The 16,085-nt window shown below is 41.1% G+C and carries 14 protein-coding genes; 2 read left to right on the top strand and 12 right to left on the bottom strand.

Features of this window, described 5'->3' with window-relative positions; translation table 11 throughout:
• Positions 1-355 precede the first annotated feature (355 nt).
• Complete coding sequence (gene fdhF, locus CVS86_RS02780; protein WP_107790895.1) at positions 356-2,632, top strand: formate dehydrogenase subunit alpha; 2,277 nt, start codon at positions 356-358, stop codon at positions 2,630-2,632.
• Positions 2,633-2,888: 256 nt separating this feature from the next.
• Here fdhF and cmoA read toward each other — a convergent pair whose 3' ends face one another.
• The 12 genes from cmoA to CVS86_RS02720 form a co-directional block, all read right to left on the bottom strand.
• Complete coding sequence (gene cmoA, locus CVS86_RS02775) at positions 2,889-3,593, bottom strand: carboxy-S-adenosyl-L-methionine synthase CmoA (protein WP_107790894.1); 705 nt, start codon at positions 3,591-3,593, stop codon at positions 2,889-2,891.
• Positions 3,590-4,483 (bottom strand): bifunctional riboflavin kinase/FAD synthetase, encoded by an 894-nt coding sequence (locus tag CVS86_RS02770; RefSeq protein WP_107790893.1) that lies wholly within the window; start codon positions 4,481-4,483, stop codon positions 3,590-3,592. Before CVS86_RS02770 ends, cmoA begins: the two co-directional genes overlap by 4 nt.
• Positions 4,449-5,162, bottom strand: coding sequence for a TlyA family RNA methyltransferase (locus tag CVS86_RS02765; RefSeq protein ID WP_107790892.1), 714 nt, complete (start codon positions 5,160-5,162; stop codon positions 4,449-4,451). Before CVS86_RS02765 ends, CVS86_RS02770 begins: the two co-directional genes overlap by 35 nt.
• A complete protein-coding gene (ligA, locus tag CVS86_RS02760; protein ID WP_107790891.1) occupies positions 5,152-7,095 on the bottom strand; it encodes an NAD-dependent DNA ligase LigA in 1,944 nt (647 codons plus the stop codon). Before ligA ends, CVS86_RS02765 begins: the two co-directional genes overlap by 11 nt.
• Positions 7,096-7,136: 41 nt before the next feature.
• Positions 7,137-7,997 (bottom strand): NADAR family protein, encoded by an 861-nt coding sequence (locus CVS86_RS02755; protein ID WP_107790890.1) that lies wholly within the window; start codon positions 7,995-7,997, stop codon positions 7,137-7,139.
• 24 nt (positions 7,998-8,021) lie between these two features.
• Entirely contained in the window at positions 8,022-9,161 is a 1,140-nt protein-coding gene (folP, locus tag CVS86_RS02750; protein ID WP_107790889.1) for a dihydropteroate synthase, read from the bottom strand.
• Positions 9,158-9,778: a DNA polymerase III subunit delta' gene (locus CVS86_RS02745; RefSeq protein WP_107790888.1), complete on the bottom strand. Its 621-nt coding sequence runs from the start codon at positions 9,776-9,778 to the stop codon at positions 9,158-9,160. The genes folP and CVS86_RS02745 overlap by 4 nt, the downstream gene beginning before the upstream one ends.
• On the bottom strand, positions 9,779-10,318 hold the full coding sequence (locus CVS86_RS02740; RefSeq protein ID WP_009294158.1) for a HobA family DNA replication regulator: 540 nt from the start codon (positions 10,316-10,318) through the stop codon (positions 9,779-9,781). It abuts the gene before it with no gap.
• Positions 10,318-11,517, bottom strand: a complete 1,200-nt coding sequence (locus CVS86_RS02735) for an aspartate kinase (protein WP_021087776.1) — start codon at positions 11,515-11,517, stop codon at positions 10,318-10,320. The genes CVS86_RS02740 and CVS86_RS02735 overlap by 1 nt, the downstream gene beginning before the upstream one ends.
• Entirely contained in the window at positions 11,517-11,981 is a 465-nt protein-coding gene (locus CVS86_RS02730; RefSeq protein WP_004317768.1) for an RNA pyrophosphohydrolase, read from the bottom strand. The genes CVS86_RS02735 and CVS86_RS02730 overlap by 1 nt, the downstream gene beginning before the upstream one ends.
• Before the next feature lie 66 nt (positions 11,982-12,047).
• Positions 12,048-13,139: a PepSY-associated TM helix domain-containing protein gene (locus CVS86_RS02725; protein WP_107790887.1), complete on the bottom strand. Its 1,092-nt coding sequence runs from the start codon at positions 13,137-13,139 to the stop codon at positions 12,048-12,050.
• A 1-nt stretch (position 13,140) separates the two neighbouring features.
• Positions 13,141-15,087 carry a TonB-dependent receptor domain-containing protein gene (locus CVS86_RS02720; protein WP_103612039.1) on the bottom strand — a complete coding sequence of 649 codons (1,947 nt, stop codon included), beginning with the start codon at positions 15,085-15,087 and terminating at the stop codon, positions 13,141-13,143.
• Positions 15,088-15,195: 108 nt separating this feature from the next.
• On the opposite strand from CVS86_RS02720, the gene CVS86_RS02715 reads away from it, so the two are divergent.
• Entirely contained in the window at positions 15,196-16,080 is an 885-nt protein-coding gene (locus CVS86_RS02715) for a helix-turn-helix domain-containing protein (RefSeq protein ID WP_103612038.1), read from the top strand.
• The last annotated feature ends 5 nt before the right edge of the window (positions 16,081-16,085 follow it).

Here is a 16,085-nt window from a genome sequence, read left to right as displayed (position 1 = left end):
CACGGAGAGCGACCTGCTCTCCTTTTAAATTTCACTCTTACTTTCAAAATTTCTCTTTATTTTCATAGTCGAAACAGATTGTCTCAAACTAAATTTTAATTTAATTTTTCATCTTTCAGCTTCTGTGTCAAATTTACACAATTTATTTCTTATTTGATAAATTTTAGAAATTCCTGCAAATTTAGCATATTTTTTAAATTCCTATATATTCGGCTTTTTAAATTTTATATAAAATATAACTTAAAATTAAAATTTATTTTTTAAATAAAGAATTTTTCATAAAAGATTAAGTTTCGCACTAGTAATATTACTCAAAATAAATATGCAGAAAATGCATAATTAGAAGGAGAAAGTGATGAAAGAAGGCAAAGTCATCTGTCCTTATTGCGGGACAGGCTGTCAAGTAACCTTGCACGTGGAAAACAACGTCGTTCGTGCTGCTACTGGCGTCGAAGACAATCCAGTCAATCAAGGAAATTTATGTTTAAAAGGCTTTTATGGCTGGGACTACGTTGCAAGTCCAGACAGACTTACAAAGCCGCTTATTAGAAAGAAAAATGGAGTCTTTTCAAAAGATGGTGAATTTGAAGAGGCCAGCTGGGACGAGGCGCTTGATCTTGTCGTAGAAAAGATGAAAGAGGCAAAAGAGAAATACGGCCCTGACTCACTAGCAGGAAACTTCTCAGCACGCTGTACTTTAGAGGACAACTACGTCGCTCAAAAGCTAATGCGCGCTGTAATTGGTACAAATAACGTCGATCACTGCGCTAGAATTTGACACGCTCCGACAGTAGCAGGACTTGCTAAAACAATCGGAAACGGAGCTGCCACAAATAGCTTTACAGAGATTGGCACTTATAGTAACTGTATATTAATGATAGGCTCAAACCCAGAAAATGGTCACCCAATCGCAGCTATGCACATCCAAAGAGCGCTAAACCGCGGTGCAAAACTGATCGTTATCGACCCTATTAAGACTGAGTTTGCAAGTAGAGCCGACATCCACTTGCAGCTAGAGCCAGAGCACAACATCCCAGTTATCAACGCACTTCTTTACACTATCATCGAAGAAGGCCTTGTAAATGAGGAATTTGTAAGAGATCACACAATAGGCATCGAGTATGTCAAAGAAGCTGTAAAAGACTATGCCCCAGAGGTAGTAGCTAAATACACAAGGCTAAATCCAGAGGATATCAGAGCAGCTGCCAGGATGTATGCCACTACAAAACCAGCCGTCATCACTCACGGCATGGGTGTAACTCACTTCAACCACGGCGTTGGCGGAGTTTGTGATGTATCAAATTTATTCTTGATCACTGGCAATATCTGCGAGCTTGGCACAGGCGACTTGCCACTTAGAGGTCAAGAGAACGTTCAAGGCTGCTGCGACATGGGCGTTTTACCAAATATTTTCCCAAATCTTGGCTCAGTCACCGACCCAGAGCAAAGAGCTTGGTTTGAGAAAATGTGGCACCTTGAGCCTGGATTTTTAAACTCAAAGATAGGCATCCACAAGACAGAAGTGCCTGATGCGATCCTTGATGGTAGAGTGCATTTCTTCTGGACTATCGGCGAAAATCCAGTCATCTCTGAGCCAAATACAAACCACTTCTTAAAAGGCATCGCAAATGTCGATTTCTACGTGGTTCAAGACCTATTTTTAACTGAAACATCGCTAAAAGCTGACGTCGTTCTCCCTGGCGTTGCAAGTAGTGAAAAAGAGGGTCTTTACACAAATGCAGAGCGCCGTGTCCAGCACAACGAAGCAGTCATCACACCTCCAGGTGATGCTAGACAAGACTGGTGGATCGTTTGCGAGATCGCACGTCGTTTGGGCGCAACTGAGGGCTTTAACTTTAGCTCACCAGAAGAAATTTGGGAAGAAGTTAGAAAATGCGACCCTAGACGCTACGGCGGTATGAGCTACTATAGACTTAAAAAATATCACGGACTTCACTGGCCATGCCCAACTGAAGATGATATGGGTGGTCAAAGCCTCTATCTTGATAAGAAATTCTTTACACCTGATGGTAAAGGCCGCTTCGTGCCATGCCTATTTGTGGATAAGGCTGATGAGATCGAGAGCGCAAAACTTGAGTTTGCTAAGAAGATGAATATGTCACCAGAGTATCCTATCATGGCTGGTTCAGTCGATGAGAAGACTGACGCTGAGTATCCGATACAGCTTTTAACTACAAGAAAAGTTTATCAATACACCGTTGGCACCATGACAAGACGCTCACGTGCCATCGAAGAAGGCGGAGATAGCATCGGACCTATCGCTGAGATGAGCCCAGCGCTAGCAGAGAGATACGGACTAAAACAAGGCGACTTCATCAAAGCTTGGAGTAGATACGGCTACATCGTCGTAAAAGCTGAAGTGACTGACATCGTGCCTGATGGCATCATACAGATGACTTTCCACTACTGGGAGAGCTCTTGCAACGAGCTAACAAGCAGCGGTTGGGACTACATCAGCAAGACTCCGACATTTAAAGCAGCTATCCAGATCAAAAAGATCGATGAAGAGGAATTTTTACGAGTTCGCGAGCTAAAACGCGAGAAATTCCAAACTTCAAAGATCATCTACGATGACTTCCACCACCACGGAAATGCAGCGATAAATGAGTAAATTTAGCGGGTAACTCCCGCTAAATTTCTTTATTATTAAATTTAAATTTCTAGTTTTATAAACCCAAAGATATCACTTATTTTTATATTTGTTTTGATTGATTTGATAAGTTTCAGGAGATTACTTAGTAGATAAAAAGCTGCTTTTTTAGTCTTTAATTTTAAATTTTCATTATGTAAGCCATATTTATATTAGAATTTGGGGCTTTAGTTTTATAAAACACGCACTATAAAAATAGCTTTTTTAAAAGAGAATTTTACTTAAACGCCAAAAAGCTCATGAAATTTCCCCATTTAAATGTGCTCGCAACATGCTTAAAGCCAGCATTTAGGGCTAAGTTTCTATTTTCCTCTTCAGTGTATGGCACCAACACATTTTCAAGCGCCTCTCTTTTTTGAGCTATCTCGTAGCGCGAGTAGCCTTGCGCTTGCTTGTAATCCTCGTAAATTTCTATGACGCTTTTAGTGAGCTTTTTATCTTCAAAGATGATCTTTTCGCTAAACAAAAAAACTCCATTTTCATTTAGTCCGTTATAAATTTTTTGCACCAGATCAGCCCTTTTTGGCGGTCTGATAAACTGCAAGGTATAGTTTGCCAAAACCGCGTCAAAGCCCTCTAACTCGCACTCCGTGATGTCACCCAAAATAAACTCTATATCAGCCCCATAAGCCTTTGCCTTGTTTTTTGCATTTGCAAGCATCGCCTCAGAGTTATCCACGCCACTTAGCACGAGGTCGTTTCTAAGGTTATTTAGCAAAAGCAGGCTATTTGCCGTAGAGCAGCCAAGGTCGCACACACTTGCCTCTTTTGGCAAAATTTTAGCTAGCAACTTTGCATTTAAATTTGAGCTCACATCGTAAAATGGCACCGAGCGCGAGATCATATCGTCAAAAACGCTCGCCACAAAGTCATCAAATTCAAACTGCTTGCTTATAGGCTCTTTAAAAATTTCATCTCTCATATACCAGCTCCGTATCCGTCAAAGTATCTCATCGTCTCCCCAAAAAAGAGATCGCACACGCCCACGCACTGCCTAGCCTCGTTTATATCGCGTTTTATCTGCTCTTTTAGCTCGCCAAGATTATTAAATTTTTTATTATCTCTTAGGCGTTTTATGAAGCAAACAGCAACGTGCGTCGTCACCTTTGGCGCGACCTCGTCCATGATGTGCGTCTCGACGCTAAAATTTCCATCCGTGCTAAGTCTGTTGCCTATAAAAGTGACCGAGCCATAGGTGTATGAGCCCATCCTCGTTCTTGTCGCATAGACGCCCTCGCGCGGCAAAAGATAGCTTTTTATATCTAAATTTAGCGTAGCAACCAGCTCCTTTGCGCCGATGCCCTGCCCTTTTATCACGTTGCCCTCGATCGAGTACTCCCTGCCTATTAGCCTGTTTGCCTCATCGATGTTGCCTTGGCGTATCAGCTCTCTGATGGATGAGCTATGCACGCCCATGCCGTCATAACAAACCTCATCAACGACGACTACCTCGCCATCAAAAATTCTTTTCAGATCGTGCTTGTCCCACGCTCTATTTCTGCCAAATCTAAAATCAAACCCAACAACGATCTTTTTTAAATTTTTAAAATCCCGCTTTAAAAGTGCTATAAATTCCTCACCGCTAAGCCCTTTTATGCTCTCAAAATCATACAAGAAGCAAGGATAGTTTGAGTACTCGGCTCGCTTTAGTTTTGGCGTGATGTTGGCCTTATTTTTATCGATGACAACAAGTCCGCCAAACTCACCAAGCTGCTTTAAGAGCTGCTTGTGCCCCCTATGCACGCCGTCAAAGTGCCCTATCGCAACGGCAGTGATGTTATCTTTTGTTAAAAGCGTAGAAAAACTCGGCATTTCCTTCCTTTCCCTTGACCTCGCACTCTTTGCAAGCTATCAGTTCAAATTTCAAGCTACTTGCTAGCACTTCAAAGCACTTCATCGCTAAATTTACAGCCTTAGCGTCGGTAACAACGCCTTTTTTGTTGCGTTTAACGCCAACACCCACCTCAAACTGCGGTTTAAAAAGCGTGATGATGAGCGAATTCTCGCTTGCTAGCTCGCAAATAGCAGGCAAAATTTCAGCCAAAGAGATAAAGCTCACGTCGCAGGTTATCAGATCAAATTCATTTTTGTGCATTTTAGCAAACTCCCTGACGTCAGTTTTTTCATAAATTTTCACTCGCTCATCGCTTCTTAGGCTGGCATCTAGCTGATCAGTGCCCACATCGACGCCAGTCACGCTCTTTACGCCACGCTCAAGCAAAATTTGCATAAAGCCGCCAGTTGAGCTGCCGATATCAAGTGCGTTTTTGCCAGCCAGGTCAAATTTCATCGCCTCCAAAAAGCTCTTTAGCTTAAGTGCGCCTCGTCCAACGTAAATTTCATCAAGCAGTGAAATTTTAGCCTCGCTAACCTCGCTTGAAACCTTGGTGCAAATTTCGCCGTTTGTTAGCACCTTGCCAGATTTTATAAGCTCACTAGCCTTGTTTCTGCTTATGTTTAAAACGCTTGCGACGTAGTTATCAAACCTCAAGTTTTAGCCTCTCATATTCGCTCTCATCGATCACCAGCACGCCTAGCTCATTTGCTTTATCAAGCTTACTGCCAGCCTCCTCGCCAGCTAAGACGAAGTCCGTTTTTTTAGAAACTGAGCCAGAAACCTTTGCGCCAAAGCTCTCAAGCTCCGCCTTTATCTCATCTCTTGGGCGACTTAGCGTGCCAGTTATTACGACCGTTTTACCACTTAGCGCATTTGAGATGCTCTGCACCTGCGTCACGCTTGGCTGCACGATCTGACTAAGAGCTAAAATTTCATCTCTATTTACCTCGGCAAAATCAATTAAACTATTTGCCATCTCCGCGCCAAAGCCCTCAAGTGAGGTTAGCTCTTCAAAACTAGCATCAAGCCAGCCTAGTCCAAAGCTACTTGCTAGCTTTTTAGCCGCCACTTCGCCGATGTGCTCGCAGCCAAGACCCGTGATAAAGCGCGATAGATCCGCACCTTTGCTAGCCTCAATGGCATTTAAAAGGTTATTTACCTTTTTCTCTTTAAAGCCCTCAAGCGCCATGAGATCATCAAATTTAAGGCTGTAGATGTCTTTTATGCAAGCAATCAGCCCCTTATCAAATAGCAAATTTACGATCGCATCGCCAAGGCCGTCTATATTTAGGCACTTTTTCGATGCGTAGTGGATTATTGAGCCCACCACTCTTGCCCTGCAGCTTAAATTTTGACACTTTACAAAGACCCCTTCATCAAGCAGGTGCGAGCCGCAAACTGGGCAAAATTTAGGCCTATCAATCGCTTGCTCGCTGCCATCTCGCCTATCTTTAAAAACCTTTGTGATCTTTGGTATAACATCTCCTGAGCGGATGATGCCGATGTAGTCGTTTTTCATAACGCCAAGACGCTCGATCTCGTCAAAGTTGTGAAGGGTGGCGGATTTTACATTGGCTCCGTCTATATTTACCTCATCAAGCACGCCAACAGGCGTTACTACGCCGCTTCTGCCAACTTGAAGTGCGACATCTCTTAGCCTAGTCACCTTTTCAATGGCTGGAAATTTAAACGCCACCATAAATTTTGGAAATTTGACCGTGTAGCCTAGCTGCTCACAGCGCGCAAGGTCATTTACTCGTATCACCATGCCATCCATCATCACGCTTTTTGCGTCGCGGCTGGCTAATAGCTCGTTATATGCAGCCTCAAGCTCATCTTTTTTTAAAATTTTGAAAAAATCATCCCTCTCAAAGCCAAGATCACGCACAAATTTCATCACCTCGCTGTGATCTTTTAGCCCAAGGCTCTGCTCGCCCACGCCCCAGGGTATAAAAAGTAGCTTTCTTTTTGCAGTGACTGCGCTATCAAGCTGCCTAAGGCTTCCTGCGGCTGCGTTTCTAGGATTTGAAAGCGGCGCCTCGCCCTCTTTTGCGCGCTCTGCGTTTAATAGCTCAAAGTCATCTTTTCTTATGACGACCTCGCCCCTGATTTCAATGAGCCCTTTGTAGCTAATGCTCTTTGGCACCGAGCTAATGGTCCTTGCATTTTGCGTCACGTCCTCGCCTGTAACGCCGTCGCCTCTGGTTATCGCCCTAACTAAAACGCCATTTTCGTAAAGTAAATTTAGGCTCGCTCCGTCAAATTTTGGCTCAGCAACAAAGGTTAAATTCTCTTTATTGCCGCGCTTTAGCCACGCATCAAGCTCGCCAAGACTAAAGATATCCTCCATGCTCCACATGCGCTTTATGTGGCTTGCCTTGCTAAAGCCCTCTTTTACGCCTCCGCCCACTCGCTTAGTCGGCGAAAATAGCGAAATTTCACTTGGATTTGCCTGCTCGAAGGCTAAAACCGCATGATATAGCGCGTCATACTCCTCGTCGCTTGCAAGTGGCTCGTCCTCGTCGTAGTAGGCCTTTGCCCACGCATTTAGCGTATCTATTGCTCTTTCATACTCTTGTTTTGTCATTTTTTCTCCAAATTTACACCGCATTTTATCTTAAACATACTTTATAAATGATCCAAATTTAGCTCACCTTTATCGCATAAATGGACGTTTTTATAGACATTAGCTATCTCGTCTCTTGCCCTCATCAGCGCAAAACCAAGCAAATTTTGCCCTCGCCACTTTATAGGATTTTGCGCATTTTCATCGCCTGCGCCCAAACCTATGCCCCAAATTTTATCAACTGGGCTTGCCTCGACTAAAATTTTACTCTCAGTTTGAAGTAAAAATTCACGCAAAGGGGCATTTTGGCTAAATTTTAGATAGCTCGCATTTAGCACGACGCCAAATTTGACCTCGTCCCAGACCTTAGCGTCAAAGCCTCGCACCTGCCTGCCAAGCGCCTTCATCTGCATTGGATCTTTGGCGGATAAAATTTTCTCCAAAGCCTCGTCATCGCCAAAACACTGAGCCTTTTTAGCCATCATATATTGCTCGGCGCAAATGTATTTAGTTTCATATTCACAAAAACCAGAAGCGTACCACTGACTAAGGCAGCTTTCGCTTAAATTTGCACTTTTTTGATGACCCCAAAATAATAAAAATTTATCCGACTTGCCAGCGTTATAGCGCTTTTTAAGCCATTTTAGATCATATCTAGGCTCACGCTCCCAAAGGTCAGTGACAAAGTCACCCTTGATAAAAAGCGTGCTCTTATCCTTGCCTAGCCTCTCGTCCCAGTATCCACGCCACGTCGCAGGCTCAGCAAAGAGCTGCTGATACTCGCTACGCTCATCTTGGCTTAGCGTTTTTAGCCAGCCATTAAATTTAAACTTATAATCCTCGCCGCAGCCCATCCTCCAGCCGATAGAAAAGGGGCTAATATCTGGAAATTTGATCCAAGGTGGCGGCAATAAATTTTTCATCTAGCCTCTTTTTAGCCAAGCGCCCTACCAAAGCGTGGCTTGGCTCATCGCCTCATGCATATTAAAAAGCTGCTTGTGCTCGGCGACATCGTGCGTCCTAATGATTTGCGCGCCGTTTTCAAAGGCTTTTAAGTGCAGATAAAGTGAGCCTGGCAAGCGCTCCTTGACTTCGCTTTTATAGTAGTGATTTATGACTGATTTGCGGCTAGCGCCGACTAGCAGCGGGCAGCCAAATTTCAAAAAATGCTCCAAATGCTTAATAAGCAGCAAATTTTGCTCAGCCGTCTTACCAAAGCCGATGCCGACATCAAGCACTATCTTTTTAGCGCCAAGCTCCCTTGCAAGGGCGATCTTTTGCTCAAAAAAGTCTGAAATTTCGCCGATTAAGTCGTTATACTTTGGCGCAATCTGCATGGTAGCTGGGTCTCCTTGCATGTGCATCATGCAAAACTGGGCATCGTATCTTGCAGCAAGCGAGGCTAAATTTGCGTTTGCCGTGATGTCATTTATCATCTTAAAGCCGTGATTTAGCGCAAATTCTAAGCAATACTCATCAAAGCTATCAAGGCTAAATTTCGCCTTTTCGTGTAAATTTAGCCTATAAATTTCTTCAATGATATCTTTTATGCGTCTAAACTCCTCCTCGCGGCCACAATACTCGCTACCTGGCCTTGAGCTAACACCGCCAAGATCGATGTAGTCAGCACCTGCTTCTATCATCGCTTCTATTTTTGCTATACCATTTTGCGTATTTATGCGGCTTTGCTCGTTAAAACTATCTCTATTTATATTTGCAACGCCCATTATAAGTAGCTTTGCGGGCTTTATAAATTTAGTCTCTAAAAAACCTGCAAGCTTTTTAAGCCCAAAGTCTTGTAGCTTCTCTTTTTTAGCTAACTGCCTTAGCTGCGCGTTTGTCGCCATTAGCAAGGCTTTATTTAGGCTCTCTTTGCCTAAGATTGTATCATTATGCGTCACTAGCTCGGCGCCGACACTTAGGGCGTCTTGCTTTAGGATATTTGCCGCTGGGGTCTTTATCTCGTCGATAAAAATAAAATTTATCTCACTCTTTTCGTGCATGAGCTTCGCACCAGCCGGACTTGGCGAGATGGCCTTACAAATTTCATCAAAGTCGCTTTTGTTATTTATCTTATAAAATTTCAACGTCGTCCTTTCTCAAAGATAGTAAGCAAAAGTGGCGTTAAAATGGCGTGAGACTTCGCGTTTAGATCAGCTAGCTTTATAAGCGAGAAAAAATACTCCATCTCCTCGCCGCTAAATTTATACCCGCTATCAACCGCCTTTGTCACGATGGCTCCGACAAGCTCTTTTAGCTCGTTTTTGCCAAATTTTTGCGCCTGCTCCTCTGCTATCTTTTGATCGATAAAGCTTGTTAGCTCTTTTAGGCTGAGCGATTTTAAATTTATCTCCACACTCATTTTTGGCTTTTTAGTGAGCTTATTTTCTATGAGCATCCTCGATCTTATCGTTGGTAGAAGCAAATTTTTGCTCTGCGTTACTATTATAAATTTGATGTTTCTTGGGGGCTCTTCGATGATCTTTAAAAGTGCGTTTTGAGCCTCGGTACGAAAAGACTTCGCCTCTATGACTAAAATTTTCTCATCTTTTTCGGCGATGTAGGCTTCGGCGATGACCTCTTTTGCATTTTCTAGCAAAAAATCATCGCTTATAAAAAATCTTAAGTTATTTACGCCAAACTCGGCTTCAAGCTTGGTTTTTAAATTTTCAAAATCGCTTGTTATGACGATTTTATTAAGCATTTAGAGCATCACCTTTGCAAAAAGCACGGCGTCTATGCTCTTGTCAAAAAGTTTATATAAATTTAGAAGTTTGATGTCTAAGTTTTCATCGCTAGAGCTTAGCGTGAAGCTGTTTTGCGCCTGCTCGTCAAAGAGCCACATATAGCTGTTTTCGTCAGTCTTGGCTAAATTTGCACGCTTATCTATGCTCTTGCCGATGTAAAAAAAGATGTAGCCATTTGGAAAGGCAAGGCTTAGCATATCTTTTAAAAGCTGCTTTTGCTCGTTTGTCTCGATACTGTCAAAGGCTGGATAGAGCGATCTTAGGCTAAAAAATGGCAAAAACGGACGCTCGCTTTTTGTGCGGTTGATGTTTCTTAAAAGATAGTTTTCAAACCACTCTCTCTCATCGTCGCAGATGACTATAAAAGCCTTGCTATCAAGTAAAAATTTAAGCCTAGATGCGAGCAAAGGCGTCCATTCTACGCGCTTTTCCTCCATCCAGCTCATATATCTTTCGCTTCTTATAGTCTCAAGCGTCCATTGGATAAAATCTTGCATTATTTATCTAACTTATACGCATCGTGAAGTACGCGAACCGCGAGCTCGCCATATTTTTGATCGACGATCATTGAAATTTTTATCTCGCTTGTTGAGATCATCTGGATATTTATCCCCTCTTTTGCAAGCGTCTCAAATGCTAGACATGCTACGCCGCTGTGGCTCTTCATGCCTACGCCGATAACTGAGACTTTTACGATCGCATCGTCATACTCGACATGTTTTGCAGCTGAGAGCTTTTGCATAGTCTCTTTTGCTAGGTCAAGCTCGTTTTGTGGCACTGTAAAGCCTAAATTTGTCGTGCCGTCGTGTCCTACGTTTTGGATGATCATATCTACATTTATATTTTGATGAGCTAGAGCTGTGAAAATTTCAGCTGCGATGCCAGGCTTATCGACTACGCCTCTTAAAGTTACTCTTGCTTGATTTTTATCTAGTGCTATACCGCTTACTAAAACCGCTTCCATATTATCTTCCTTTGCTATTAATGTACCTTCGTTGTGGTTAAAACTGCTTCTTGTGATTAGTTTGACATTTAGTTTTTTTGCTAGCTCGACTGAGCGATTTTGAAGCACTTTCGCCCCAGCAGAGGCGAGCTCAAGCATCTCGTCATAGCTTATCTTTTCTAGCTTTTTTGCCTTTTTTTCTATCCTTGGATCAGTCGTATAAACGCCATCAACGTCGGTAAAAATTTCACACAGATCAGCTTCAAGCGCCCCAGCTAATGCAACCGCGCTAAGGTCGCTTCCGCCTCTACCAAGAGTAGTGATATCGCCTTTGTCGTCTATGCCTTGAAAGCCTGCTACGACGACGATCCTGCCGGCTTTTAGCTCAGCTTTTAGCCTAGTGGTATCTATCTTTTCTATCCTAGCTTTTGTATGCACATCATCAGTCATTATCCCAGCCATTGCGCCAGTTAGTCCTACGCACGCATAGCCTTTTGCATTAAGTGCAATCGTCAAAAGTGCGGTGGTTACTTGCTCTCCAGAGCTTAAAAGCATATCAGTAGCAACGCCGTCTGGGTGCTTTGAGAAATACTCACTATATTCAACCAATTGATTTGTAACTCCACTCATCGCAGAAACTACCACAACCACGTCAGCGCCGCTGTTTTTAGTCTCTATGACCCTATTTGCCACAGCTTCGATGCGCTCAAGCGTGCCTACGCTAGTTCCGCCAAATTTTTGAACGATTAACATCAAAAATATCCTTTCTCTTTAAAATAACTCAAAACTTTGTCATAAATAGGCTTTTTGAAGTGATTTATCCCCTCTAAAGCCTTGTTGATATCTACAAATTTATACTCGCTAAACTCTGGATGCTCGGTCTTTAAATTTATGCTCGCACCATTTTTAAGCCTAACTAAAAAGTACTTTTGCGTCTGCCCATCAAATGGGTAAAATTTCTTTGACGCATTTGCTGGAAAGTCGTAGCTAAGCCACTCTGGATACTCTTCTAAGAAGTCAAATTTATCAGTTCCGATCTCCTCTTTAAGCTCCCTTTTTAGCGCTTGTTTTGGACTTTCGCCTTCATCTATGCCACCTTGAGGAAACTGCCAGATATCGTCCATATCAACCCTTTTTGCGACTAAAATTTCGCATTTAAAAGGGTAAGAGCTAGACAAAATGACAGCTGCTACATTTGGTCTATATTTTTTTTGCATGTTTTTTCCAAAAAAATTTTATTTGAGATGATAACGAAAAAGAGTTAAGAGATAGATAAATAAGAGTTAGTTTTTACGCCGTTTGTAATAAATCGCACCTCCACTAAAAAGTAGTAAAACCACACCGCACGATGCTAGGCAAAATATAAATTTACCAAGCTCACCAAAGATATATCCAGCGTGCAGATCAAGCATAAATTTATAAATTTCAAATGACTTTGGCATGGCATTTTTTGAAATTTGCTCGCTTTTAGTATCTACTAAAAGCCTAATGCCATCTCTCTCGCTAGCCCCCTTTGGCAGGTAAAAGAGCATAAATTTGATGCCACCGCTATTTGCTATAAAATTTAAAGCATCAAACTCGTCTCCAAATTTAGAAACGAAAATTTCATAAGCCTTTTTAAGGTTTGCCACCTTTTGCTCATCGCTTAAGCTAAAGCCATTTTTGTTTGTAAAATTTGGCTTTTTAAAGACCTTCTCCTCGCCACAAATTTGATTTATAACCTTAGCAAAGCTCTCATAAGAAAAGTAAAGCCCACTAATGCAAATCACGCTTAAAAAAGCGCCAAGATAGATACCTAAAAAGCCGTGTAGCGAATACAAAAACGCAAATTTCTTTGCTTTTAAATTTAGCTTAAATGCCTCCCCTACCCTGCTTCTAAATCTCCAAAAATATATCGCCGCCCCACTTATCAAGATAAAAAGCAGCGCAAGTGTAGAGAGTGCCACTAGCTCGCTTGCAAATTTACTCAAATTTTCATTTTTAAAAAGAGAGAGGGCTAAGTTTTTATGCAAATTTAAAACCAGCCCTATAAATTTCTCTACGCTGTTAATGCCTGAAATTTCTCCAGTATAAGGATCGACAAAAAACGACTCAAACTCGCCGTTTTCACTAGTTCCGCTTATGACGTAAGCCTTGTTTGCCTCTGCTCTTATCTTTAGGTAGCTAAGATTAAAATTTGGCTCGCTTTTGCTAAAAATTTTTAAAATTTCATCTATCTCTAAAGGCTTTTTGCCAGCTACAACCTCATCTTTGCTAAAGATATCAATTATCTCATCGTGATACGAGATGATCGCTCCACTAATGCTAAGCACAAGAAGCGGCAAGGCAAAGATAAAAGCCAAGATAAGATGAAATTTCTTCAAAATTTTTATCATTTTAAAACTTTAGATTAAACCCAAGCTCGATCTTTTGTCCGTCAGCTATCAAGATGTCGTATCTGCCAGATCTTGTCGTAAAGTACTCATTAAAGAGGTTATAAACGCTTAGATTTAGGCTGAAATTTTTAGTTACGTTGTAGTTTATACCAAGATCAGCGATCACGTAAGGTCTAATGTCATCAGCATAGCTAAATGAGTTTTTGCTCCTGCCATAATAATTTATCTGAGACCAGAAATTTAGCCATCTGTTTAGCTCGTAGTTCGCTCCAAATTTAAATGTATGAAGCGGATAGTTGTTTAAGCTTTTGCCGATCTCCGCTCCATCTTTTTGTTTTGATTTTGTATAAACATAGCTTTGATTTAGCCTAAGAGCGTTTGTGACTTGCCACTCATTTGTTAGTTCAACTCCGTAAATTTCAGCTTTGCCGATATTTACACTCTCCCAAATACCATTTGGATAAATTTTGCCTTTATGTCTGCAAACACTGCCTCTTGAGCAGATAGGGCTATAGCTTAACATATCTTTAAAGCTTGTGTAAAAGCCAGTTAGCGATGCTTCAAAGCCTTCATTGTCATTATAAACGCCGCCAAATTCATAGCTCACGCTTGTCTCTGGCTTAAGGCTGCTTCTACCAAGCTGTGCTCCACGTCCTCCAGCAAATGGCAATGCAAGATCTTGTGTGCGTTGTTTGATGTCAGGCGTCGCGTATCCTGTGCTAACTCCGCCTTTTAGGGCAAAAAAGTCATTTAAGTTATAGATACCATAAATTCTTGGTGAAACGTGCGAACCGTAGTTCTCGTCGTAGTTGTAACGAACTCCAGCGCTTAAAATGAAGTCTTTTGTAATGTGATAATCATCCTCGCCGTAAAGCGAAATGTCATATCTTTTTACATTTGCAGCGTCTGCTGTGGTAGCCTTTTCGTCAAGTTTTTCTTTTTTGGCGTTTAGCCCTAAAGTAAAGGCGTTGTTATCAGTAAAATATGAACCTTTTGTATCAAAATTTAGTGTTTTTAGCGTCAAATTTTGTTGCGCGATCTCTTTTATCTTGCCATAAGACAGGTAGCTTTGAAGCAAGATATTATCAAGCCTTGCTTCATGGCTTAAATTTATCATATCGCCTTTTATTCTCTCGCTAGCAACCGAGTTAGTACCAGTTGATAGTGTTTTGCCTTTGCTTCTTTTATATTTCACATCACTTCTTGCAAGCTCAAGCGTGATGTCGTTGTTTTCATTTGGTCTAAAAAAGAGCTTCGTGCCAAAATTTCTATCTTTTTGCTCTCTGTTTGCGTATGAGATTTTATCCTCTGACTTGTTTAAATTTTTGCCATAAACTGAGATGCTTAAAACATCGTCTATTAGCCCAGAGTGTAGATAGAGGCTGTTGTAAAACTCGCCGCTTATATTTTTATTTCTAGCAAATTTATAGCTTGAGCCAAGATTTGCATGAAAGTCGTTACTAAACTCATCTGTTATGATGTTTATCACACCGCCCAGTGCGTCACTGCCATAAAGCGAGCTCATAGGACCGCGTATCACTTCGATACGGCTTATTGCACTTGCTGGTGGGATGAAGCTATATGAGCCTCCAACACTTCTTAGCCCCTTATAAGCGTTATCTCCTGGCACTGGCATGCCATTTACTAAAATTTTAGTAAATCTTGGAGAGAATCCGCGTATAGAAATTCCTCGTCTATTTGCCGCTTCGGGAGTCGTTCCAAAAAGGCTTGGCACGTCTTTTACCATGCTCTCAACGTCCTTATGATTTCTCTTTTCTAACGCATCTTGAGTGATGACGCTAAGCGTTGCAGGGGCGTCTTTTATATTTTGCTCAAAGCCAGTTGCACTCACTACTTTGACCTCTGGCAAGAGCTTATCTTCATTTGCAAAAAGCGGTAAATTTATAAAAACTGCCGCACAAACAGAAATTTTTAATAGACTTCTCACAAAAAAACTCCTTATTAAAATTTAAATCATATTTTACTAAAATTAAATAATCGTTATCAATATCATACATAACGCTAGAGGGATTAAATTTAACGCTCAAGGGATAAAATGATAAATTTAGATAAAAGATATGGCATAAGTAAAATCTCGCAAAGTAACAAGCGGATAAATGTAGAATTCTTAAAACAAGCTAATGGCATCAGCTACCTAAAAAGCGAGATTTTATGCAACAAAATCATAAAAAGAGAGAGCGAGGGAGATAGAAAGTATCTATTTTTGATGTTTAATAAAGCAAAAGATAATCTTTGCTTCAAGCTTGATAAAAAAGAGTATCTTTTAAGCAGGGATGAGTTTTGCATAGGGCTAGTAAATGATAGCTTAAAAGGCGTTTTTGAATATCAAAATAAATTTTATAAAACCAAAACCTTGCTTTTTGAAGAGCACTACGCAAATAAGCTTGAAATTTTTAGCGAGCTTAGGTTTGAAGAGAAATTTGATCTTATAAAATACAAAAAAGATAAGGCTCAAATTTGCGTTTTAAACGAGCTTGAGACGACAAATTTATATGATGGTATGATGAGGGAGATCTTTATAGAGTCAAAAATTTTAGAGCTTATCTACAAGAGCAAAGCTTTAAAAGATGAGAAAATTTGCTTTAGTATCGACGAAGAAAAAGTGCTTTTAAAAGCCAAAAAAATCTTACTTACACACATGCAAAATCCCCCAAGCATCAAAGAGCTAGCACATCTTTGTGGCACTAATGACTTTTGGCTTAAGAAAAATTTTAAACTCTTTTTTAAAGAGACGATCTATCAGCTTTTAGCAAAAGAGCGACTAAAGCTGGCATTTGCCCTTTTAAAACAAAATGATATCAGCATAAAAGAGGCTGCCAGCATCGTTGGTTACACAAATGCAGCGCATTTTGCAAAAATTTTTAAAGGCACTTTTGGCTTTTTACCAAGCGAGCTAATAAGGCAAAAAAGCTACTTTTAAACTGC

This window comes from Campylobacter concisus, from assembly GCF_003048605.1.
In the GTDB taxonomy this organism is placed as follows: domain Bacteria; phylum Campylobacterota; class Campylobacteria; order Campylobacterales; family Campylobacteraceae; genus Campylobacter_A; species Campylobacter_A concisus_BM.
Note: the sequence above shows the minus strand (reverse complement) of the source record. Positions and strands in the feature narration are given on the sequence as shown.